Raw genomic sequence first — 21,070 nt, forward strand, 5'->3', positions numbered from 1 at the left:
GCTACAGCGCGCGGATCGCGTCGAGGCGCCGTGCCCGGTCTGCCCGGGCGGCGAGCGCGTCGTCGAGGGTGACGGCGTCGAAGCGCACCTTGGTGTTCGGCGGCATCTGCCCGATCAGGTCCATGTCCGCGCTGATCACCGTGCCGATCATCATGTAGCCGCCGCCGGAGACCGCGTCCCGGTGCAGGACGATGGGCTCCTGGCCGGACGGGACCTGGATCGAGCCGATGGGGTAGCACGCGTCGACGATGTTCGACGGGTCGTCGCCCGCGCCGAAGGGCGGCTCCCGGTCGACGAACTCCAGCGGCGTCCCGCCCTTGAGGCGGTAGCCGATGCGATCGGCCTCCGAGCCCACGGTCCAGGTCTCGGCGAGGAAGGTCGCCATGGAGTCCGGGGTGACGCGGTAGTCGTACAGCCCCGGGACCATCCGGAGGACGTGTTCCTTCGCGAGCGGCACCCGCAGCTCGGCCGGCAGCTCGCGGCCCGCTCGCGGGGCCGGCCGGGCCGTGCCGATCGGCAGCACGTCGCCCGGCTCGAGCTTGCGACCGGCGAGGCCGCCGAGTGCGCCGAGCGCGTAGGTGGAGCGGCTGCCGAGGCGCTCGGGGACGTCGATCCCGCCCGCGATCGCCAGGTAGGCGCGGGCGCCCGCGGTCGCGAACCCGAAGGACAGGGTTTGCCCGGCCTGTACCGCCACCACGGCGTTGAGCGGCTGGTCGACACCGTCGAGCTTGGGCGTCATGGCCGCGCCCGTCACCGCGATGTGGGAGTTCTCGCCGAACCGGAGTTCGGGCCCCATCAGGGCGCATTCGAGGACGGCGGCCGTCTCCTCGTTGTCGAGCAGGAGGTTCGCGGCGCGGAAGGACTGCTGGTCCATCGCGCCCGACGGCGGGATGCCCAGGTGGTAGTAGCCGCTGCGGCCCTGGTCCTGGACTGAGCTGAGCAGGCCGGGCTTGATGACCTCGATCGTCACGGGAGGGCCTCCAGGAGCGTTGCGGGGTAGCCGGTGGGGTCGGTGGTGAACTCGGCGAGGGAGAACCGGATCGGCGCGGTGGGCGGCGCGTACCGCCCGGCGTCGACCTCGGTGAGGATCGCGTCGTACTCGGCGCGATCGACGGGCCGGAACTTCACGACGTCGCCGGGCTTGAAGAAGATCATGAAGTCGCGCAGGTGCGGAGCACGCTGATCCGGGTCGTAGATGGGAACGGGTGTGACACCGAACATCTGGTAGCCGCCTGCACCACGGACCGAGTAGACGCAGGAGAACGCCCCGCCGTAGCCGAGCGTGCCCTTGGGCGTGTCGGTGCGGGGGCGGAGGTACTTGGGCACCTGGATCTGCCGTTCCCGCTCCACCATCTGGTACATGAAGGGCAGGCCCGCCACGAAGCCCACCATGGACACGAACCACGGTGTGCCGGAGTGGGCCTCGATGAACCGCTCGACGTCGTGGTAGCCGTTGATCCGCGCCGCGTACTCGATGTCGGTCGAGTCCGGATCCTGATGTCGATCGCGGAAGCGCATCAGGGTCTCGTGCGTCCATGGATCGTTGTACAGCACAGGGATCTCGACGATGCGGGTGTCCAGCACCGGATCCCGGGCGCCGAGGCCCGCCTCGATCGACTCCAACTCCGCGCGCAGATCGGCGACCGGCAGCACGTCGGGGTCGAAACGCACCTGGAAGGACGCGTTGGCCGGGCAGATCTCGGTGACACCGGGGAGGGCGCGCTCGGCGAGCTCCTGCGTGATGAGGATGCCGCGGAAGAAGGCGTCCAGGGACATCGATTCGGATAGCTCGACGAACAGATGCTCGTCGCCGCCCAGGGTGTAGCGAGTGCTCACTGGTTCTCCGTCCGCTGTTCGATCCAGGTGGTGTGCAGGGCGTTGCGCCGCACGTCGTCCTCCGCGAGGAGCTCCTCGAAAAAGGGCAGTGTGGTGGCGGGTGCGACGATCTCGGTCTCGCGCAGCGCGCGCTCCAGCCGGGACAGCGCCTGTTCCCGCGTCTCCGCCCACACGATCAGCTTCCCGATCAGCGAGTCGTAGAACGGCGGGATCCGATAGCCGGAGTAGGCCATCGAGTCGACGCGGACGCCCGGACCCTGCGCCCAGGAGACGGTCTCGACGGTGCCCGGGGCCGGACGGAATCCCTGGGCCGGATCCTCGGCGTTGATCCGCACCTCGATGGCGTGGCCCCGTCGGACGATGTCGTCCTGGCGATAGGGCAGCGGATCGCCCTGGCACACCTCGATCATGGCGCGGATCAGGTCGACGCCGCAGATCTCCTCGGTGATCGGGTGCTCCACCTGGATCCGCGTGTTCATCTCGATGAAGTAGAACGCGCGGGTATCGGGATCGTAGAGGTACTCGATCGTCCCGGCTCCGACGTAGCCCACTGCCCGGGTCAGGGCGACGGCGGACTCGCAGAGGGCGCGCCGCGTCGCCTCGTCGAGGATGGCGGCCGGTGCCTCCTCCCAGACCTTCTGGCGGCGGCGCTGCAGCGAGCAGTCACGTTCGAAGAAGTGGACGGCGTCAGTGCCGTCCCCGAGGATCTGGACCTCGATGTGGCGCGCGCGGGAGATGAACTTCTCCAGGTAGATCCCGCCGTCGCCGAACGCGGCCTCGGCCTCCTGCCGGGCGTCGGCGAAGGCCTGCGCCACTTCCTCGTCCGTGCCGGCGATGCGGATGCCGCGGCCCCCGCCGCCGGCCGCGGCCTTGAGCAACACCGGGTAGCCGATCGCTCCTGCGACCGCCACGGCTTCGTCGGCGCTGGTCAGCAGCCCGTCGCTGCCCGGCACCACGGGGACTCCCGCGGCGCGGGCGGTGGCGATGGCCTGCGCCTTGTGACCCATCCGCTCGATCGTCCCGGCGTCGGGTCCGATCCACACCAGTCCCGCATCGGTGACGGCCCGCGCGAACTCGGCGTTCTCGGAGAGGAAGCCGTAGCCGGGGTGCACGGCATCGGCGCCGGTGCTCTTCGCGGCCTCGAGCAGGGCCACGGCGTTCAGGTAGCTCTTCTTCGCGTGCGCGCCACCGATGTTGACGGCCTCGTCGGCGATGCGGACCGCGAGCGAGGACTCGTCGGCGTCGCTGTACGCGGCGATGGCGACGATGCCCATCTCCTGCGCCGCGCGGATCACGCGGACGGCGATCTCGCCGCGGTTGGCGACGAGGAGTCGCTTGATCTCCGGCATCAGTCGGCCACCTCGATCCGGAGCAGCACGTCGCCCACGTCGACGGGATCCTCAGCGCCGACCAGGATCTCGACCACGGTCCCGGCCACCTCGGCGGTGATCGGATTGAACATCTTCATCACTTCGATGAGCCCGATCTGGTCGCCGACGGCCACCGCCTCGCCGACCGAGACGAAGGGCGGGCTACTGGGGGATTCCCGCGGGTAGAAGGTCCCGGGAAGCGGTGCGGGGACGTCGTGGATGGTCATGGTGGGGGCTCTCTTTCGTGTCCGGGATCGTCAGTCGGTGGGCTGGTCCGCGAAGGACCGGACGGTGATGTGGGCGCCGTCGAGGGCGGCGCGGGCGCTGGTCATCAGATCGATCGCGCCGCGGGTGTCGCTGTGGATGCAGATGGACTCGAACGGGACGGTGACGACGGTCCCGTCGACCGCGACGACGGTGCCCTCGCGGCAGGCACGCAGCACCTTGGCGGCGACGTCGTCGGGCGACAGGGCGCCCACGTTCCGGGTGAAGACGATCTGGCCGTCGGGACCGTAGTGCCGGTCGGCGTAGAACTCGCGGATCACGGGCCGTTCCCGGTCCCGGGCGACCGCCTCGATGACCGAGCCCGACATCACGAGGATGGGGAGCTCGGGGTCGATCCGCTGCAGGGTGTCGATGAGCAGCTCGGCGAAGGCGGCGTCGCGCGCCGCGTGCATGTAGAGGGCGCCGTGCAGTTTGAAGTGCTGCAGTGCGAGCCCGTGGAGCGCGATGAACTCGCGGACCGCCCCCAGCTGGTAGACGCAGTCGTTCACCAGCTCCTGCGGTGAGGCGTCGATGTGGCGCCGGCCGAATCCGACGAGGTCCCGGAATCCGGGGTGGACGCCGATGCCGACGCCGTGCTCATGGGCGAGGCGCACCGTGCGATCGATGGTCGAGGGATCGCCGGCGTGGAAGCCCGCTGCGACGTTGATCGAGCTCACGAGCGGCATCATCGTCGCGTCCACGTCGTCGCCGAACATCCAGGCGCCGAAGCCCTCGCTCATATCGCAGTTGATATCGGTCGTGGTCGTCACGGCTCTCCTTCGTGTGATCTCCGTCATGACGCTACGAGCCGATTCCGGTATTGGGAAGTACAAACATGCGATGCTTGAATATCGGGTAGATCGATAATTGGAGGCGATCGTGGGCTTGTCGGTACGACAGTTGCGGTACTTCGTCGCGGTGGCCGAGGCCGGGCAGGTCAGCGCCGCAGCGCGCGAGCTGTTCGTCTCCCAATCGTCGGTGACTACGGCGATGCAGCAGATCGAACAGCAGCTCGGCACGGCGGTCCTCCATCGGACCTCGCGCGGTGTGGCGCTGACATCTGCGGGGGAGGCCCTCCTGCCGAAGGCGCGCCAGATCCTCGACCTGCTGGAGGAGGCCGAGTCGGTGACCGCGGCGGACTCGCACGTCGAGGGGGTGGTCCGGGTGGGGGTCTCGTACACCGTGATGGGCTATTTTCTGCCGCAGCACGTCCAGCGCCTCGCAGTGCTGCATCCCGGGCTCAAGGTGGACTGGCGCGAGGTCGATCGTGCGGAGATCGAGGAGGGCGTCGTCGCGGGCGATCTCGACTTCGGGCTGCTGCTCACGTCGAACGTCGCCGACGACGAACGGCTCGAGCACGAGACCTTCGTGCATTCGCGGCGCCGGTTGTGGATGGCTCCCACGCACCCGCTCGCGGGGCGCGACCGCGTCCGGCTCGCGGACGTCGAGCAGTACCCGTACGCGCTGCTCACCGTCGACGAGGCCGACGTGACGACCCGTGCCTACTGGGGCGATCGCCCGATGGACGTGCTGATCCGGACCTCGTCCATCGAGGCGATCCGCAGCGTGGTCGCGAACGGCAACGCCGTGACGGTGCTGTCCGACATGGTCTACCGTCCGTGGTCCCTGGAGGGGCGGAGGATCGACACGATGCTGCTGCGGGATCCGGTGCCGGACATGCGGATCGGACTGGCGTGGGCGCGGGGCCGGGAGTTCTCCCCAGGCATGACGGCGCTGCATGCCTACTTCTACCGGCTGTTCTGCACGCCGGCGCTCGGCTAGCTCTTCGAGTAGGCCTGCTTGACAGATTGTTGGGTTTTCCCAACAATGAATTGCATGAGTCCGGTGAAGCGGGAGGGTTCGCTCCCCATCTTCAATCGCATCGGCGTCCTGCGCGCCGAGCGCCGGATGAGCCGGAAGGAGCTGGCGGCGGCGATCGACGTCAACCCGCAGACGGTGGGCGCGCTCGAGCGCGGGGATCATTACCCGAGCCTCGATCTCGCCTTCCGTCTCTGCGCGGTCTTCGACCTGCCGGTGGAGGCGGTGTTCTCCCGCAGTGAATTCGGGCCCCTGTCGGCGGAGCTGTACGGACGCAACGAGAGAGGCGGAGCACGATGACGACCACGAGCATGATCACCCGCTACCAGGAGCGCCGCGCCCGGAAGTTCCGGGAGGACGAGGAGCGCTTCTCGACCCTGCTGCCGTCGTGGCGCACGAGGCCCCGGCGACGAATGCTGGTCGCCGCGTTGCTCGTCGACTATCTCTTCATGTTCGTCGTCGCGGTCCTCTGCCACTTCGACGTGCCTAACGCACCGCTGCTCTGGCTGCCCGCGTGCCTGCTGCTCTTCCCGATCTGGATCACGGTTCAGATCGTCTCGGGCAGGCAGGGTGACGCGCCCGCCGCGGCGCTCGACGAGTGGGAGGTCGAGCAGCGCAACGAGGCACGGTCCATCGGCTTCTCGGTCACCTCGGGCCTGGTGCTCCTGGCTGTCGCGTACACGGTGATCACCTCCGTGGTCGCGCAGCCGGACGGGAACACGGCGTGGCACTACGCGTCGGGCCTGTTCACACTGGTCGCGCTGCTCATCGGCATGACGACGCCCGCGATGATCCTCGCCTGGACTCGGCCCGATGCGGACGCGGAGGACGTCGCCGCGTAGTTCAGCGGGGCTTCGTCGTGGTCGGGACCGCAGTGCCGGTGCCGTAGGGATCGCCGGCCCCGTGGTTGGGGTTGGTGCAGATCGTGCCCTCGTCGGGTCCGCCGGTGCACGTCACGTCGTACTCGCTGCCCGGGCCAGTCGGCTTGGTGGGGCGCGGCGCCGTCGTCGGAACGGGGCGGGTGGGCGGCGCGGTGACGGTGTTCGTCGGCCGCACCGTCTGCGCGGGCGGGTTCTGCTCGTGCGTGGACGATTCCGTGACGGTCATGGTCGACGGCGTCGTGGGCGCGGACCCGGCCCCGTCGTCGGCGCAACCCGCGGCGGCGGCGAGGAGGGCGACGGTTCCCGCCGCGCTCGCCATCGATCGACTGAACAACATGGTGTGTCTTCTCCCTTCTGGGGGTTCCCTGCTCGGGTGGACGCCCCCAGGGTAGACCGTTCAGTAACGCCACCGGATGGCGGTAGAAATACTCGCTGGACCAACCGGGCGCCGTCGCCGAGGATCGTGGGAGATGCTGCGATCGAGTGAAAAAGGCGGGTGACCATGCGATTCCACGACTACCTGGCAGCGCTGGCTGCGCGGTTCGGCGAGTTCCGGCGGAACCACGTCGAGATGTACGAGCGGCACCAGATCCTGCTCGAGCCGTGGACGCACGACATCCTGCACTGGGGCGCCGACGGGACGTTGCACGGCAGCATCGTGGCCGGCCGCGCCCGTCCGCCCGTGACCCGAGGCGGCTGGTGCCCCTGTCGCCCGCTGGACGTGGTCGGGGAGGCCGGCGACGTCCGCGTGGTCGGCGATCCGTGTCCGAAGGGTTGTGATTAGTAGTTAGTAACTACTAATCTGGCCGGGTGAGCACCCGGATGAGCGGACCAGAACGCAGGGCGCAGATACTCGGCATCGCCGCGCGCGAGTTCGGCGCGCACGGCCTCCACGGTGCGTCGATCGACGAGATCGCCCGGGAGGCGGGGATCACGCAGGCCTACGTCTTCCGAATGTTCGGCACGAAGAAGGCTCTGTTCCTCGAACTCGTCACCGGCGCTTTCGCCGGCCTCGTCGACGCGATGGCGAAAGCGGGGGAGGGCACCGTCGGGATCGAGGCGCTCGCGCGGATGGGCGCCGAGTACTACGAGAACCTCGCCGACGACACGGCGCTCCGCCTCCAGTTGCAGGGTTTCGCCGCGTGCGGGGACTCCGAGGTCCGGGACGTCGTGCGCGGCTGCTTCGCACGCCTGTGGGGCGCCACCGCGGACGGCACCGGGCTCGATCCCGTCACCGTCAAGACCTTCTTGGCGTTCGGCATGCTGCTCAACGCCGGGGCCGCGCTGGACGTGGCCGAGATCGACGAACCATGGGCCGACGGGGTCCGCACCCTGATCCGGCCCGGGTTGTTCGAGCACGTCACCACCGCGACGAACCGGCCGGCGTCGTCGTGAACCGGCTGTCCTGCGCGCTGGTCACCGTCGCCCTCTGCGCGGCAGTGATCGGGAGCGTGGGCGCGCCGCTCATCACCGCGGTCGCGCGCTCGGAGGACGTGCCGCTGGGCGCCGCGCAATGGACGCTGACGATCACGCTGTTCACGGGCGCCATCGCCGGGCCGGTGCTCGGCCGGCTCGGCGCCGGTCCACTGCGCAGGCGCACGATCCTCGGCGCGTTGGGCGTGGTCGCGGTCGGTGGGGTGCTGACGGTGCTCCCCCTGCCGTTCGCCGCGCTCCTCGTCGGGCGCGCGCTGCAGGGCGTGGGTATCGCACTGGTGCCGCTGCTGGTCAGCGTGGCGCGCAGCACGCTCCAGCAGGATCGGGCGGCGAGCACCATCGCCTCCCTGTCGGTCGCCTCCACCGTCGGCATCGGCGTGGGGTACCCGTTGATCGGTCTCGTGGACCAGGTGCTCGGCCTCCGCGCCGCCTACGGGACCGGCCTCGCGATCACGCTGGTCGCGCTCGCGGTCGCATGGGGTGCGATCCCCGTCGACGAGCCCGGTCCGCGCCCGCGGATCGATGTGCCCGGGGCGCTGCTTCTCGGCGTGGGCACACTCGGCCTCCTGTTCCTGGTCGCGGAACCCGCGCTGTGGGGGCTGCCGGCCGCGGTGGTCGGCGTGCTCGCCGGTACAGTCACGGTGCTCGCGGCGTGGGTGATCGTCGAACTGCGGGTCGACGAGCCCCTCGTTGATCTGCGGCTCGTGGCGCGCCCGACGGTGGCGGTCGCGAACCTCGCGATGCTGGTCGCCGGTATCGGAATGTATCTCCTGTTCAGCGATCTCACGCGGTACGTCCAGGTGCCCGACGGCGCGCCGTACGGCTTCGCGCTCCCCGGCGTCGCCGCCGGCGCCGCACTCATCCCGTTCTCCGTGCTCGGTTTCGTTGCGGGGAAAGTGGTTCCGCGAAGTGTGGTCCGGCTCGGTCCGCGTGGGACTTTCGCGGCGTCGTCGGGTCTGGTCGTGGCGGCCGCGGTGGTGTTCGCGGTCGGTCGGGACGATCTGGTCGCGGTGTTGGTCGCGCTGGCCGTGCTGGGGCTCGGCGTCGGCGGTGCCTCCGCCGTGATGCCGAGGCTCGTGCTCGACGGGACGCCGCAGTCCGAGACCGCGAGCGTGATGGCGGTCAACCAGATCGCTAGGGCTGTAGGCTTTTCCATCGGCAGTGCCCTCGCCGGGTTCCTCCTCGCGCGCGCCACGCCCGACGGTGCGCTCCTGCCCGCGCAGGGCGGGTACGTCGCCGTCGCGCTGTGGTCGACGGTGCCGGCGGTGGCGAGTGCAGTGATCCTGATGAGTGCACGCAGAGGAGCTGTTTCGGTGCGCGCGGCGTGACTCTTCTCGATCATCGTTCGATGTGCCGTTGCGATATCGAAAACTTGTCGGTGGGTCGGCGTAGCGTGAGTTCATGGACCAAGACGTTGGTGTAGATGGTGATCGGCCGCCTGATGGTGGTGTTGCGGAGCGTTTGCGTTCGATGGAGCGGCAGCGTTGCCGGACGGTGTTCGAGCAGTACCGGTTGGCGGCGGAGTTGCTGCGGGAGCGGGTGTGCGAGCGGGTGGCGGCGGGGTTGCCGCAGGACCGGTGGCAGCAGGGCGTGGCGGCGGAGGTCGGGTTGGCCATGCATTTGTCGCCGAACACAGCCGCGAGGTTTGTGAATCGGGCGGTCGAGCTGGAGAAGACGATGCCGAACACCCGCGCCCGGTTGCGGGACGGTGACCTCACGCCGGAGGCGATCCCGGTGATCATCGGCGGCCTTGCGCACCTGGACGCCTCCGATCGCCATAGTGCGGATACGCAGTTGTGCGCCGATCCGGCGACGCTCGCGGGCATGGGCCTCAAGCAACTCGCCGCGAGGGTCGAGCAGGTCGCCTACCGGCTGGACGCACAGGCGACGGTCGATCGGAACGCGTCCGCCGAGAAGGACCGCACCGTCACGATCCGCCCACTCCCCGAAGGGATGGCCAGGGTGTCGGTGCTGCTACCGGTCGCTCAAGGGGTCGGCATCTACGCGGCGCTGCGCAAGCATGCCGCAACGTTGATCGGGATCGGCGCGGACCTGCGGACCCGCGGGCAGATCATGGCCGACACCGCCTTCGCCCGTCTCACCGGGCGCGAGGCCACCGAAGGGCAGCCCGTTATGGTGAACCTGACGATGCCCGCCACCGTCCTCCTCGGTGACCGCCCCGGGACAGCGCACCTCGACGGCGGTGGGACGGTGCCGGCGGAGATCGCCCGCAACCTCATCGGCCGGGCCACCGCCGCCGGCGTCGCCTGGGTCAAACGCCTCTACCTTGCGCCCGAGTCGGGCGCGGTCGTCGGCATGGACTCACGGCAGCGCTGCTTCCCCGACGGGCTCGCGGAGATGATCCGGGCACGGGACCGGTACTGCCGCACCCCGTACTGCGACGCTCCGATCGCGCACACCGACCACATCGTCCCGCACGCGGCCGGCGGCCCCACCAGCTTCGAGAACGGGCAGGGGCTGTGCGCGGCCTGCAACTACGCCAAGGAAGCCACCGGCTGGAGCAGCACTGTCATCGAGGATCCGAGCGGGCGGCACACCGTCGACACCCGAACACAAAGCGGACACACTCACCGGTCCACCGCCCCGGACCAGGCGGCGTAGCCGGCCGGGCTACAGCGCGTCGTCCCGCGGGGCGTGGAGGAGGAGGAACTTCGCGACGGCCTCCGTGGCGCGGCGATCGATCGCGGCCTTGGTTGGCGGCTTCTCGCCGAGGAGAACCCGGATCTGGGTGTCGCGGACGGTCAGTCCGTAGAGCTCTCCGAACGCCACGGTCGGGTCGGGTGCGTCGATGATCCCGGCGGTATGTGCGGCCTTGAGGAACTGCTCGACGGCGGGGCCCGCGCGATGTCGTCCGCCGTACAACAGTGTTCGGGAGAGTCGTTCGTTGCCCATGGCGGCGCGATTCAGTGCGACGGAGCTTGGGCTGGTCAGCAAGGTGAGGAGCGCTCGGGCGTAGGACGTGAGCGCCTCACGCGTGCCGTTCGGTGACGCGGCGCTCGACAGGACGCCGACGAGCGTCCCGACACTCGCATCGGCGTTGCGCTCGATGATCGCGGCGAAGAGGCCGTCCCGGTCGTCGAACCACCGGTAGAGGGTCTCCTTCGACCCGCGTACCCGTTCGGCCACTGCCTGCATGGTGACGGCTGCGTAGCCGCGCTCGATCAGCAGAGCGAGAGCCGCGTCGAGGACGGCCTCTCGGCGGGCGGGAGCGGTGCCGCTGGGCGGTCGGCCGCGCCGGGGTGTCGGGGTTGTCACCCATTGACAATAGAACGCATCAGTTCGAATATTGGCTCATGAATAACGTACTTGTTGGTTCGATTATTTCGTCGCGACCACGGAGGGTCGAGCTGGGTGCTGCGTGGGCCACGATTCTGCTGGCGGGGGCGATCTTCGGCTTCTTCTTCGCTTGGGTCTGCTCCACGATGTGGGGCCTCGACGACGCGGACCCGCGGGTCGCGATCGCAGCGATGCAGGCCATGAACGCGTCCGTCCGGAACGCGGTGTTCTTCCCCGCGTTCTTCCTCACACCTGTGGTTGCGCTCGTCACGGCGGGCTTCGCCCTGGCGGTCGGTTCGCGCAGGGCGGCGACGATGTTCGCGCTGGCCGCACTGGTCTACGGCCTGGGCGGCCTGGCCGTGACGCTCGCAGTGAGTGTGCCGATGAACGAGGCGCTGGCGGCGGTCGACGTGCCGACGGATCGCGCTGCGGCGGGGGAGGTCTGGCGCGAGTATTCGCCGCGCTGGCAGGCCTACAACCAGGCCCGCACCGTCGCGAGCGGGCTCGCACTCCTGTTGTGCGCCGCGGGGCTCACCGCGCTCGCCGGCGGTCGCGGCCGTCCGGGGTGAGTCAGCCGGCCTCGCCGATGGCGGGGCCGAGGATGTCGTCGGCGTCGACGATGCGGTAGGCGTAGCCCTGCTCGGCCAGGAAGCGCTGGCGGTGCGCGGCGTAGTCGGCGTCGAGGGTGTCCCGGGAGACGACGGAGTAGAAGTGCGCCGTGCCGCCGTCGTGCTTGGGGCGCAGGAGCCGGCCTAGGCGCTGCGCCTCCTCCTGTCGCGAGCCGAACGTGCCCGAGACCTGCACGGCGACGGAGGCCTCCGGCAGGTCGATGGAGAAGTTCGCGACCTTGCTCACCACCAGCGTGGAGATCTCGCCCGAGCGGAACCGGTCGAACAGGGCTTCGCGCTCCTTGTTCTTCACCGAACCGGTGATGACGGGGGCGTCCAGCTCGCGGCCCAGCTGCTCCAGCTGATCCAGGTAGGCGCCGATCACGAGCGTCGGGGCGCCCTTGTGCCGCTCCAGGATCGACTTCACCACCGCGACCTTCGTCGGGGCGGTGGATGCCATTTGATACCGCTCGTCGGGCTCGGCGGTCGCGTACTGCATGCGCTGGTTCTCGGTGAGGGTCACGCGCACCTCCACGCAGTCGGCGGGCGCGATCCAGCCCTGCGCCTCGATGTCCTTCCACGGCGCGTCGTAGCGCTTCGGCCCGATCAGAGAGAAGACGTCGCCCTCGCGGCCGTCCTCGCGCACCAGGGTCGCGGTGAGACCGAGGCGCCGGCGGGACTGCAGGTCGGCGGTCATCCGGAAGACCGGTGCGGGCAGCAGGTGCACCTCGTCGTAGATCATCAGGCCCCAGTCGCGCGAGTCGAACAGGTCGAGATTCTTGTACTCGCCCTTCGACTTCCGCGTGAGCACCTGGTACGTGGCGATGGTGACCGGTCGGATCTCCTTCTTCTCGCCCGAGTACTCGCCGATCTCCTCCTCGGTGAGCGAGGTGCGCGCCAGGAGTTCCCGCTTCCACTGCCGCCCCGCGACGGTGTTGGTCACGAGGATCAGCGTCGTGGCCTGCGCCCGCGCCATCGCGGCGGCGCCGACCATCGTCTTGCCCGCGCCGCAGGGCAGCACGACGACGCCGGAACCGCCCAACCAGAACGAGTCCGCCGCGACCTTCTGGTAGTCGCGCAGCTCCCACGGGTCGGACTCGGTGTCCAGCGCGATGGGGTGCGACTCGCCGTCCACGTACCCGGCGAGATCTTCGGCGGGCCAGCCCACCTTGAGCAGAAGCTGCTTGAGGTGGCCGCGCTCGGACGGGTGCACCACGACGGTGTCGTCGTCGATGCGGGCGCCGACCATGGGGGCGATCTTCTTGTGCCGCAGCACCTCCTCCAGCACCGCCCGGTCCAGCGAGACCAGGGTGAGGCCGTGCACCGGGCTCTTCACCAGCTGCAGCCGGCCGTACCGGCTCATGGTGTCGACGACGTCGACCAGCAGCGGCTGCGGCACCGGGTAGCGGGAGAAGCTGACGAGGGCGTCCACCACCTGCTCCGCGTCGTGCCCGGCGGCGCGCGCGTTCCACAGCGCCAGCGGCGTCACGCGGTAGGTGTGCACGTGCTCCGGGGCGCGCTCGAGCTCGGCGAAGGGCGCGATCGCGGCGCGCGCGGCGCCCGCCAGCTCGTGGTCGACCTCCAGCAGGAGGGTCTTGTCGGACTGGACGATGAGGGGTCCGTCGGTCATCTATCCATTGTGCCGCGCCGGGCGGAACTCCTGCTCATCGCCGTTGTCGCGAACCACGACGCCGGCCTCGCCGAGGCGCAGCCGCAGGTCGCGGGCGGTGGGCGCCCGCTTCTCGGCCCGGGCCACCGCGCGCTCGCGGAGCAGTGCCACCACCTCGGGCGAGGCCTCGTCGCGGCCATCCACGAAGCGCGTGTACTCGGCCTCGTACGGATCCGTGTCGCCGCGCCACGGATACCCCGCGTCGGTGAGCGCCCGGGCGATCCCTGTCTTGGGCACCCCGTCGGTGCCGGCGGCGGCGAGGAGGCGGCCCCGTCGGTCCAGGAAGGTCAGCTCCCCGCCCCGCCCGAGGAAGGCCTCGCCGATCTCGTCGCGTGCCATCCACCGGCGGTGCCCGCCCGCGGCGAGCTCCACGCGATCGTCGGCGACGGTCAGCGCCGCGACCTCGTGCTGCCACGCCGCGACCAGGATGATGCCGCCGACCAGGCCCACGACGGTGAGGATCCCGGCGGCCACGCCCACCGGCAGCTGGGCGGCGACGCGCAAGGGACCGGGCGAGCTGTCGAGCGTGCGCTCGAGCCAGCCGACGAGGCCGCGGACGATCAGGCCGAGGACGGCGCCGAGGGCTGTGGTGGCGGAGACCGTCGCGAGCTGCAGCGCGCGCGAGACCCCGAGCGTCGTCGTGGGGGCGGCAGTGGTGGTCATGCGTTCTCCGTTCGCAGGTAGGCGAGGGCGGCGCGGCGCACGTCGGGCCGGACGTCGCCGTCCGCAAGGTGCGCGCCGTCGGTCATCGAGACGAGGAAGGCGGCGGCGTGGGCGGGGTCCAGGCCGGGGTCGAAGGCACCGTCCGCCTGGCCCCGTGCGACGAGCTCGGCGAGCGCACCCCGGACCAGGCCGTCCGCGGTGAGGACGATCTCGGCCAGCGCAGGGTCGGCGGGGACGCGGCGGATGACCTCGGCGACGAGGCCGGGCGCGACGGGGTCGACCGCGGACTCGGCCAGCGCGTCGACCACGATCGCGACGCCCGCGCGCGGATCGGGCTCGGCGAGGGCGCGATCACGGATCGCGGTGTTGCGCTCGATGTCGGCGTCGAAGAGCGCGCGGAACAGGCCGGCCTTGTCGGTGAAGTAGTAGAAGACGGTGCCGGAGCTGACTCCGGCGCGGGTCGCGATGTCCGCGGCGCGGGCGCGCTCGAAGCCGGCGGCGGAGAACTCCGCGGCCGCCGCGTCCAGGATGGCGGCGCGGCGGCGGGCGGTGAGCGCGGGGTCGACGGTGCGGGCCATGCCCCGAGGTTATCTATAACTGAGCAATCAGTCAATTAATCGGCGAGCCGCCGGGCGAGCACCTGCACCACGATCGCGGCCGCGACCACGTGCGTGAGGATCAGGACCGCGGCGGACGCGGCGTCGAAGCCGAAGGTCACGTCCGGCACCACGGACAGCACGAGCAGCACCACGCTGGTGCGGACGAACGTCGACCGCGGGTGCCGCGCACGGCGCGCGAGCACCGCGGCGATGCCCGTGGCGATCAGCGAGAAGATCATCGTGAGCTGCGCGAAGCCCAGCAGGGGGATGGAGGAACCGTCGGGCCCGGCGAAGGAGACGCCCGCGGCGGACGCGACCGCGGCGATCGCGGTGGTGGCGACCGACGCGACGACGGCGGCGCCGATGCCGCGCTTCCAGACGGGCAGGCGGTCGGTGCGGGCGGGGGCGGTGGTGGTGGCGGTGGTGCTCATGGCGTGCTCCTCAGCGGTGGTGACGGTGCCCGGGCTGGGCGCGTCCTACCCCTTCCACGAACGGGGCCGACGGATTTCGACATCGGCGCTGCGAAGACTTTCCGGGGGTGGTGTCGTATCGGTACGCCTGCGTTCGTAGTGAGGGTGAAGGGCGGCCACCGGGGCCGCCCGACGACCGAGAGGAACCACCATGACGCACTACCTGCTCTCCGTGCACGGCCCCGTCGAGCGGAGCGAGTTCGGCGACTACGGCACCAAGGAGGCGATGGAGGAGGCCTTCGCGCGGACCGACGCCTTCAACGAGCAGCTCAAGGCCGACGGCTACTGGGTGTTCGCGGGCGGGCTCGCCGAGGCGACCACCGCCACCGTCGTCGACGGCCGCGGCGACAAGCCGATCATCACCGACGGCCCGTACCTCGAGTCGAAGGAGCTCATCGGCGGCTTCTGGGTCGTCGACGCCCCCGACCTCGACGTCGCGCTGCGGCTCGCCGCCGAGGGCTCCAAGGCCTGCGGCGGCACCGTCGAGGTCCGCGCCTTCGACGGGCTGGCGTGACCGACGCCGGCACCGCGCTCGACCGGGTCTTCCGCGAGGAGTACGGCCGGGTCATCGCCTCGCTCGTCCGCCGCTTCGGCGACATCACGATCGCCGAGGAGGCGGCGGGCGAGGCGATCCTCGCCGCCGCCGAGAGGTGGCCCGAGTCCGGCATCCCGCCGAACCCCGGCGCCTGGCTCACCACCACCGCGGGCAACCGCGCGATCGACCGGATCCGGCGCGAGAGCCGGCGCGACGCCAAACACAGGGCGGCCGAGATGATCCACGACGACTCCGACCCCGAACCCACCGGCGCGGTCGAGGACGACCGGCTGCGGCTGATCTTCACCTGCTGCCATCCGGCGCTCGCCCCCGAGGCGCGGGTCGCCCTCACCCTGCGCCTGCTCGGCGGCCTGACGGTGCCGGAGATCGCGCGCGCCTTCCTCGTGCCCGAGACCACGATGGGCCAGCGCATCACCCGCGCCAAGAAGAAGATCGCCGCCGCCCGCATCCCGTACCGCGTGCCGGCCGCCGCCGACCTGCCCGACCGCGTCGACGGGGTGTTGACGGTGCTGTTCCTCGTCTTCAACGAGGGCTACCTCGCCACCGGCGAGGGCGAGCCGATCCGCGCGGAGCTGACCGGGGAGGCGATCCGGCTCGCCCGGCTCCTGCGGGCGTTGCTGCCCGAGGACCCCGAGGTCACCGGCCTGCTCGCGCTTATGCTGCTCACCGAGGCCCGCCGCGCGGCGCGGGTCCGCGGCGGGCAACTCGTGCCGCTCGACGAGCAGGACCGCGCCGGCTGGGACCGCGCCGCCATCGCCGAGGGGCACGGTCTGGTCCGCGAGTGCCTCGCGATCAACCGGCCCGGCCGGTACCAGATCCTCGCCGCGATCGGCGCCGTGCACACCGACGCCCCGAGCGCCGACACCGTCGACTACGCGCAGGTCGTGGCGCTGTACGACCAGCTGCTGATGGTCGACGCATCCCCGATCGTGCGACTCAACCGGGCGATCGCCGTTGCCGAGCTCGACGGGCCCGAGGTCGCGCTGGCGCTGGTCGATCCGCTGCGGCTGGACGGATACCACGCCTGGCACGCGACCCGCGCGCACCTGCTGCGGAAGCTCGGGCGCACCGCCGAGGCCAAGGGCGCCTACGACGCGGCGATCGCGGCCACCGGCAACTCCGCCGAGCGCGCGTACCTCACCCGCAAGCGCGGCGAGCTGGTCTGAGCTACTCCACCGGCTCCGCGGTGGTCACGCGGTGCAGGGCGAACCGGCGGGTCGCGTCACCGTCGAGCGCGGCGAGCTGCCCGTGCCGCACGGACTCGGGCACCACGACGTGCCGCGTGAACACCCCGTTCGCGTCGACGTACCCCAGCCGCACCGGTGTGCCCTCGCCCGCCGCGGACTGCAGCAGCGCCATCAGCTCCGGGCCGGACGTGCGGGGACCGTCGTTCGACGGGGCGTCCTGCCGCCGGATCTGCACCGCCGCGTCGGCGAGCTGATCGAGCGTGGGCTGTGCGGCCGGGGGACGGGGGCGCGGCGAAGGCAGGCGGATCGCGGCGGGCCGCAGGTCGACGACGACGCCCCGCGAGTCCTCGGCGGCGGCGTTGAAACCGGCGGCCGCGAGCCCTGCGACCAGATCCGACAGCGGGACCTGGGCGATGAGCACCGTCGGCGCGACGGCCCGCAGCGCGAGTGCCTCCGCGGCAGGGGAGGAGAGGACCGCGGCGACGAGCGCCGGATCGTCGGAGCGCAGGAAGGAACCGGCGACGCCCGCCCGGAGCGCGCCGTGCCGCCGCGCGACGTCGTCGACCAGGTACGTCAGGCCCTGCGGCACGGGCGTCACCGAGTGCGCGACGAAGAAGGCGTGCACCTCCGCCGACGTGCGGCCGGCGTCGAGCGCGCGGCGCACCGAGGCGTCCGTGACGCGGTACACGGCGGCGCCGCCCGCCGACTCGAGGTCCGCGACCAGGGCGACCGCCGCCGCGAAGTCGTGCGTCGTGGGCCCGGGGATGGTCAGCGTCAGGTCGGCCTGGAGCAGGAACTCCTCGACGGGCTTCGGCAGCGCCGCGGCCATGGCCTGCGCGGGGTCGGTGGTGCGGGCCGCGCGGCCGGCGTACGTGAGGGCGCCGCCGGCGACCAGGCCCACCACCTGCGCCTGCGCGACGATGTCGGCGACCGCGTCCAGCGTGAGCCGGCGGTACCAGGACGGGTGCGCGAACCTCGCCGCCGCGTGCAGGTCCGGGAGGGTGGGCGCGGTTCCCGCCGGGGCCTGGGCCAGGGCGTTGAGCACGGCCGCGCGGTCCTGCGGGGCGACGGTGCTGCGCGCCGCCCGGTGCAGCGGCCCGACGATGCCCTCCTCGCCGCGGGTGCCGATCAGCGCGGGCTGCCGGCGCAGTTCCAACCAGGTCCGGGCGAGCAGGGCCCAGCGGTCGGCGGGCGCGGCGCGCAGCCACTCGTCGACGGCGACCGTCGGGGCGAAGACGGAATCCTCCTCGCCGTCGAGCTCGCCCTCCGCGATCAGCGCGGCCGCCGCGAGCAGTTCGAGGAGCAGCGCGGCGCGGTCCTCCGCGAGGCCCGCCGCCTTCGCGACGCGGCGCAGCTCGCGGATGCCGATGCCGCCGGCCTTCACCCGCTGCGCCGGGACCGCGCCCAGCACGTCGAGCACGTCGTCGGCGTGCCGCAACAGCTCCAGCGCCGCGACCGCGCCGGCTCCGTCGGCGCCGGGGACGGGCGGACCGTCGAGCACGGGCGGCTTGAGGGAAGCACCCAGGGGGAGCTCGCCCCGCAAGCGAGTGCGGACCTCCCACGGCAGCTCGACGGTCTGGTGGTCGACGCGGGCGAGCAGGCCGGAGGCGAGCATGCGCTGCACCGGGTGGTCGGGGGAGGTGCCGGGGCCCGCCGCGGCGGTGCGGCCCAGCGGAGAGCCCTCGGCCAGGCGGTCCAGCAGGGCGCGCTCGTCGGGGCCCGCGGCGGCCAGGGCGGCGTCGATGGCGTCGAGGTCCGGCGGCGTCGTGAGCTGGGTCGAGCGCCACGGCAGCGCCTCGCGGGCGGCGGCCGTGGTGTGCAGGACGTCGTCGCCCCAGGCCAGCGCCAGGCCGCGGAGCTTGTCCGCCGACGCCAGCACCTGCTTCTTCAGCGCGCGGCCACGGAGGCGGCGGGCGAGGGCGTCGGCGTCGAGCGGCTCGGCGAGGAGCAGCTCGAGGACGGCCAGGTCCGGCAGGGTGAGGCGCTCGGCGACGCGGCCCAGCGACGACGGGCTGTTCAGGCGGCTCGCCAGCACGGCGAAACCGGCGGGGACGGGCGTCGCGACGTCGCGCCGGGCGTCGAGCAGCGCCGCGATCTCGGCGTCGGTGCGCTCGCGCAGCCACGCCGCGGGCCCCGTCGACGACGTATTACTGCTCACCGATACAGCCTAGACACCGGGGCATGTCAGAATAGCGGCGTGTCTGAGACCTCGAATGCGAAGAAGCCCGGCTACGTCGACAACGGCTGGCCGCAGGCCGCCGACGGCCACGCCGAGCACGCCGTGAACGAGCTGGCCGCCCCGGTGGTCGGCGCGATGTCGCCGTTCGGCGAGCTGGAGTTCCCCCAGCAGCACATCCCGTACGTGCACCCGTCGACCCGGATCAACCGCTGACCGACAAGCTGACACACGTCGACGATGCGGGTGCCGCCCGCATGGTCGACGTGTCCGGCAAGGCCGTCACCGCCCGCACGGCGGTCGCGGCCGGGACCTTCCGTACCACCGAGGCCGTCGTCGTGGCGATCGCCGACGGTGCGGTCCCCAAGGGCGACGTGCTCGCCACCGCCCGCATCGCGGGCATCATGGCGGTCAAGCGCACGGCCGACCTGATCCCGCTGTGCCATCCGCTGCCGATCTCCGGCGTGACCGTCGACCTGGAGCCGTCGGGCGCGGAGATCGCCGTCACCGCCACCGTGCGCTGCACCGGCCGGACGGGCGTCGAGATGGAGGCGCTCACGGCCGTCGCGGTGGCCGGGCTGACCCTGCACGACATGGTCAAGGCCCTCGACCCCGCCGCCGTCATGACGGACGTCCGCGTGCTCACCAAGGACGGCGGCAAGACCGGCCACTGGGAGAGATCAGATGACTGAACCGCTCCGCCCGTCCCGCGACCGCTGCGCCACCGTCGTGGTCGCCTCCACCCGCGCCGCCCTCGGCGAACGCGCGGACACCACCGGGCCCGCCATCGCGGCGTGGCTCGGCGAGCGCGGCTTCGAGGTCTACGGGCCCGTCGTGGTGCCCGACGGCGAGGAGGTGGGCGCCGCGATCCGCTCCGCCGTCCGCCGCGGCGACGCCGTCGTTCTCACCACCGGCGGCACCGGGCTCACGCCCTCCGACCGCACCCCCGAGGAGACGCGCGGGGCGCTCACGTTCGAGATCCCGGGCCTCGCCAACGCGATCCGCACGTCGGGCCTGCCGGACGTACCGACGACGGTGCTCAGCCGCGGGCTCGCGGGCGTCGCCGGCTCGTCGCTGGTGGTGAACCTGCCGGGCTCGTCGGGCGGGGTCCGCGACGGCCTCGCCGTGCTCGACGGCGTCCTGGCGCACGCGCTGGACCAGATCCGCGGCGGCGACCATGGCTGACAAGCCCGCGGCAGAGGTCGTCTTCGCGCGGGTGACCGAGGAGCCGATCGACCTGGCCGCCCACGAGGCGGCCGTGACGCGGCACGAGGCCGGCGCGGTCGTGGGCTTCATCGGCGCTGTGCGCGATCACGACGGCGGCCGTGGCGTGACGGGCCTGGAGTACTCGGCGCACCCCACCGCGGAGCGCGTCATCGCGGAGGTCGTGGCGCGCGAGGCGGACGCCGCCGAGGGTGTGCGGGCGGTCGCGGTGTCGCACCGCGTGGGTCCGCTCGCGATCGGCGATGCGGCGCTCGTCGTCGCGGTGTCGGCCGATCACCGCGCGGCGGCGTTCGCGACCTGCGCGCGGGTCGTCGACGCGGTCAAGGAGGCGCTGCCCGTGTGGAAACACCAGCTGTTCCGGGACGGAACAGACGAGTGGGTCGGCAGCGCGTAGCCGCCGACCCACTCGGTGCCGGTTCTCGTTATGTGGTCACCGGATCCGGGCCCGCGGTGACCTTTGTGGGGCCGCACGAGCTCGGGTGATCAGGGGCGCCGAGGCGCCCGGGGCGACCGGCGGGCTACCGCCGGTGCGTCGCGGGGACGACGGGGCGGACCGGCGTGACGCCGGAGCCCGGGACGATGATGCCGGGGATGCCGACCGCGGCCGTCAGGCCCTGCGCGCCGATGCCGTTCGTGCCGACGCCCGCCGCGCTGCCGATGCCGCGCGCTCCCGCGCCCGTGCCGACGCCGTTCGTGCCGACGCCCGCCGCGCTGCCCACGCCGCGCGCGCCCGCGCCGTTCGTGGTGACGCCGCCGGTGCTGCCGATGCCGTTCGCCGTGGCGATAGGGAAGCCCGTGCCGCCGACGACCGGGATCGCTGTGCCGCCGATGCCAGCGGGGATGGCAGTGCCGCCGACGACCGGGATCGCTGCGCCGCCGATGCCAGCGGGGACGGCCGCGCCACCGATGCCGGCGGGGACGGCCGCGCCACCGATGCCGGTGGGGACGGGGACGCCGCCCACGCGACCCGTGGGGACGTTCGCAGCGCCGGTGCCCGCGGGAACGGCCGCGGCGCCGG

The 21,070-nt window shown here is 71.9% G+C and carries 26 protein-coding genes and 1 pseudogene; 14 read left to right on the forward strand and 13 right to left on the reverse strand.

Annotation, left to right across the window (positions count from 1 at the left end; genetic code table 11):
• Position 1: 1 nt before the first annotated feature.
• The 5 genes from LB823_RS10205 to LB823_RS10225 are packed head-to-tail and all read right to left on the reverse strand — an operon-like array spanning position 2 to position 4,240.
• Positions 2 to 970, reverse strand: a complete 969-nt coding sequence (locus LB823_RS10205; RefSeq protein WP_224646897.1) for a biotin-dependent carboxyltransferase family protein — start codon at positions 968 to 970, stop codon at positions 2 to 4.
• Complete coding sequence (locus LB823_RS10210; protein ID WP_224646898.1) at positions 967 to 1,836, reverse strand: carboxyltransferase domain-containing protein; 870 nt, start codon at positions 1,834 to 1,836, stop codon at positions 967 to 969. The genes LB823_RS10205 and LB823_RS10210 overlap by 4 nt, the downstream gene beginning before the upstream one ends.
• Complete coding sequence (locus LB823_RS10215) at positions 1,833 to 3,185, reverse strand: acetyl-CoA carboxylase biotin carboxylase subunit (protein WP_224646899.1); 1,353 nt, start codon at positions 3,183 to 3,185, stop codon at positions 1,833 to 1,835. The genes LB823_RS10210 and LB823_RS10215 overlap by 4 nt, the downstream gene beginning before the upstream one ends.
• Entirely contained in the window at positions 3,185 to 3,433 is a 249-nt protein-coding gene (locus LB823_RS10220; protein WP_211132844.1) for an acetyl-CoA carboxylase, read from the reverse strand. The genes LB823_RS10215 and LB823_RS10220 overlap by 1 nt, the downstream gene beginning before the upstream one ends.
• Positions 3,434 to 3,463: 30 nt before the next feature.
• Positions 3,464 to 4,240 carry a 5-oxoprolinase subunit PxpA gene (locus LB823_RS10225; RefSeq protein WP_224646901.1) on the reverse strand — a complete coding sequence of 259 codons (777 nt, stop codon included), beginning with the start codon at positions 4,238 to 4,240 and terminating at the stop codon, positions 3,464 to 3,466.
• Positions 4,241 to 4,349: 109 nt separating this feature from the next.
• Here LB823_RS10225 and LB823_RS10230 point away from each other — a divergent pair, with 109 nt between their 5' ends.
• From LB823_RS10230 to LB823_RS10240, 3 genes are read left to right on the forward strand one after another with little or no spacing between them, the layout of a single operon-like run.
• Entirely contained in the window at positions 4,350 to 5,252 is a 903-nt protein-coding gene (locus LB823_RS10230) for a LysR family transcriptional regulator (protein ID WP_224646903.1), read from the forward strand.
• Between the two features lie 54 nt (positions 5,253 to 5,306).
• Positions 5,307 to 5,588, forward strand: coding sequence for a helix-turn-helix transcriptional regulator (locus LB823_RS10235; protein ID WP_224646905.1), 282 nt, complete (start codon positions 5,307 to 5,309; stop codon positions 5,586 to 5,588).
• Positions 5,585 to 6,130, forward strand: a complete 546-nt coding sequence (locus LB823_RS10240; protein ID WP_224646907.1) for a hypothetical protein — start codon at positions 5,585 to 5,587, stop codon at positions 6,128 to 6,130. The genes LB823_RS10235 and LB823_RS10240 overlap by 4 nt, the downstream gene beginning before the upstream one ends.
• A 1-nt stretch (position 6,131) precedes the next feature.
• Here the strand turns inward: LB823_RS10240 and LB823_RS10245 are convergent, their stop codons facing one another.
• Complete coding sequence (locus LB823_RS10245; protein WP_224646908.1) at positions 6,132 to 6,506, reverse strand: hypothetical protein; 375 nt, start codon at positions 6,504 to 6,506, stop codon at positions 6,132 to 6,134.
• 165 nt (positions 6,507 to 6,671) lie between these two features.
• Between LB823_RS10245 and LB823_RS10250 the strand changes: the two genes are divergently transcribed.
• The 4 genes from LB823_RS10250 to LB823_RS10265 all read left to right on the forward strand — a co-directional run bounded on the left by LB823_RS10250 (position 6,672) and on the right by LB823_RS10265 (position 10,225).
• Positions 6,672 to 6,953, forward strand: coding sequence for a hypothetical protein (locus LB823_RS10250; RefSeq protein ID WP_224646909.1), 282 nt, complete (start codon positions 6,672 to 6,674; stop codon positions 6,951 to 6,953).
• Positions 6,954 to 6,979: 26 nt separating this feature from the next.
• Positions 6,980 to 7,564, forward strand: coding sequence for a TetR/AcrR family transcriptional regulator (locus LB823_RS10255; protein WP_224646910.1), 585 nt, complete (start codon positions 6,980 to 6,982; stop codon positions 7,562 to 7,564).
• Positions 7,561 to 8,931, forward strand: a complete 1,371-nt coding sequence (locus tag LB823_RS10260) for an MFS transporter (protein ID WP_224646911.1) — start codon at positions 7,561 to 7,563, stop codon at positions 8,929 to 8,931. Before LB823_RS10255 ends, LB823_RS10260 begins: the two co-directional genes overlap by 4 nt.
• Before the next feature lie 142 nt (positions 8,932 to 9,073).
• On the forward strand, positions 9,074 to 10,225 hold the full coding sequence (locus LB823_RS10265) for a DUF222 domain-containing protein (RefSeq protein ID WP_308011433.1): 1,152 nt from the start codon (positions 9,074 to 9,076) through the stop codon (positions 10,223 to 10,225).
• A 9-nt stretch (positions 10,226 to 10,234) separates the two neighbouring features.
• On the opposite strand, the gene LB823_RS24040 is transcribed toward LB823_RS10265, so the two are convergent.
• A complete protein-coding gene (locus tag LB823_RS24040) occupies positions 10,235 to 10,879 on the reverse strand; it encodes a TetR/AcrR family transcriptional regulator (protein ID WP_224646913.1) in 645 nt (214 codons plus the stop codon).
• Between the two features lie 38 nt (positions 10,880 to 10,917).
• Between LB823_RS24040 and LB823_RS10275 the strand changes: the two genes are divergently transcribed.
• Positions 10,918 to 11,469, forward strand: coding sequence for a DUF1772 domain-containing protein (locus tag LB823_RS10275; protein WP_224646914.1), 552 nt, complete (start codon positions 10,918 to 10,920; stop codon positions 11,467 to 11,469).
• Between the two features lies 1 nt (position 11,470).
• Here LB823_RS10275 and LB823_RS10280 read toward each other — a convergent pair whose 3' ends face one another.
• From LB823_RS10280 to LB823_RS10295, 4 genes are read right to left on the reverse strand one after another with little or no spacing between them, the layout of a single operon-like run.
• Complete coding sequence (locus tag LB823_RS10280; protein ID WP_224646915.1) at positions 11,471 to 13,138, reverse strand: DNA repair helicase XPB; 1,668 nt, start codon at positions 13,136 to 13,138, stop codon at positions 11,471 to 11,473.
• Positions 13,139 to 13,840 carry a hypothetical protein gene (locus tag LB823_RS10285; RefSeq protein ID WP_224646916.1) on the reverse strand — a complete coding sequence of 234 codons (702 nt, stop codon included), beginning with the start codon at positions 13,838 to 13,840 and terminating at the stop codon, positions 13,139 to 13,141.
• The gene (locus tag LB823_RS10290) at positions 13,837 to 14,418 is read right to left on the reverse strand and encodes a TetR/AcrR family transcriptional regulator (RefSeq protein WP_224646918.1); all 582 of its coding nucleotides are present in this window, start codon (positions 14,416 to 14,418) and stop codon (positions 13,837 to 13,839) included. The genes LB823_RS10285 and LB823_RS10290 overlap by 4 nt, the downstream gene beginning before the upstream one ends.
• Before the next feature lie 35 nt (positions 14,419 to 14,453).
• Positions 14,454 to 14,870 (reverse strand): DUF6069 family protein, encoded by a 417-nt coding sequence (locus tag LB823_RS10295; protein ID WP_224646920.1) that lies wholly within the window; start codon positions 14,868 to 14,870, stop codon positions 14,454 to 14,456.
• Between the two features lie 190 nt (positions 14,871 to 15,060).
• On the opposite strand from LB823_RS10295, the gene LB823_RS10300 reads away from it, so the two are divergent.
• The gene (locus LB823_RS10300; RefSeq protein ID WP_224646922.1) at positions 15,061 to 15,423 is read left to right on the forward strand and encodes a YciI family protein; all 363 of its coding nucleotides are present in this window, start codon (positions 15,061 to 15,063) and stop codon (positions 15,421 to 15,423) included.
• Positions 15,420 to 16,631 (forward strand): RNA polymerase sigma factor, encoded by a 1,212-nt coding sequence (locus tag LB823_RS10305; RefSeq protein WP_224646924.1) that lies wholly within the window; start codon positions 15,420 to 15,422, stop codon positions 16,629 to 16,631. Before LB823_RS10300 ends, LB823_RS10305 begins: the two co-directional genes overlap by 4 nt.
• A gap of 1 nt (position 16,632) precedes the next feature.
• Here the strand turns inward: LB823_RS10305 and LB823_RS10310 are convergent, their stop codons facing one another.
• On the reverse strand, positions 16,633 to 18,810 hold the full coding sequence (locus LB823_RS10310) for a helicase-associated domain-containing protein (protein ID WP_224646926.1): 2,178 nt from the start codon (positions 18,808 to 18,810) through the stop codon (positions 16,633 to 16,635).
• A gap of 39 nt (positions 18,811 to 18,849) precedes the next feature.
• On the opposite strand from LB823_RS10310, the gene LB823_RS10315 reads away from it, so the two are divergent.
• From LB823_RS10315 to LB823_RS10330, 4 genes are read left to right on the forward strand one after another with little or no spacing between them, the layout of a single operon-like run.
• Positions 18,850 to 19,044, forward strand: a complete 195-nt coding sequence (locus LB823_RS10315; protein ID WP_224646928.1) for a hypothetical protein — start codon at positions 18,850 to 18,852, stop codon at positions 19,042 to 19,044.
• Between the two features lie 41 nt (positions 19,045 to 19,085).
• Positions 19,086 to 19,520, forward strand: a complete 435-nt coding sequence (gene moaC, locus LB823_RS10320; RefSeq protein ID WP_255603337.1) for a cyclic pyranopterin monophosphate synthase MoaC — start codon at positions 19,086 to 19,088, stop codon at positions 19,518 to 19,520.
• A complete protein-coding gene (locus LB823_RS10325) occupies positions 19,513 to 20,013 on the forward strand; it encodes a molybdenum cofactor biosynthesis protein B (RefSeq protein ID WP_224646929.1) in 501 nt (166 codons plus the stop codon). The genes moaC and LB823_RS10325 overlap by 8 nt, the downstream gene beginning before the upstream one ends.
• Entirely contained in the window at positions 20,006 to 20,446 is a 441-nt protein-coding gene (locus LB823_RS10330) for a molybdenum cofactor biosynthesis protein MoaE (protein WP_224646930.1), read from the forward strand. Before LB823_RS10325 ends, LB823_RS10330 begins: the two co-directional genes overlap by 8 nt.
• A gap of 124 nt (positions 20,447 to 20,570) precedes the next feature.
• On the opposite strand, the pseudogene LB823_RS10335 reads toward LB823_RS10330, so the two are convergent.
• A pseudogene (locus tag LB823_RS10335) lies at positions 20,571 to 21,070 on the reverse strand (hypothetical protein); the annotation flags it as partial.

Source organism: Tsukamurella sp. M9C, assembly GCF_020169415.1.
GTDB lineage: Bacteria > Actinomycetota > Actinomycetes > Mycobacteriales > Mycobacteriaceae > Tsukamurella.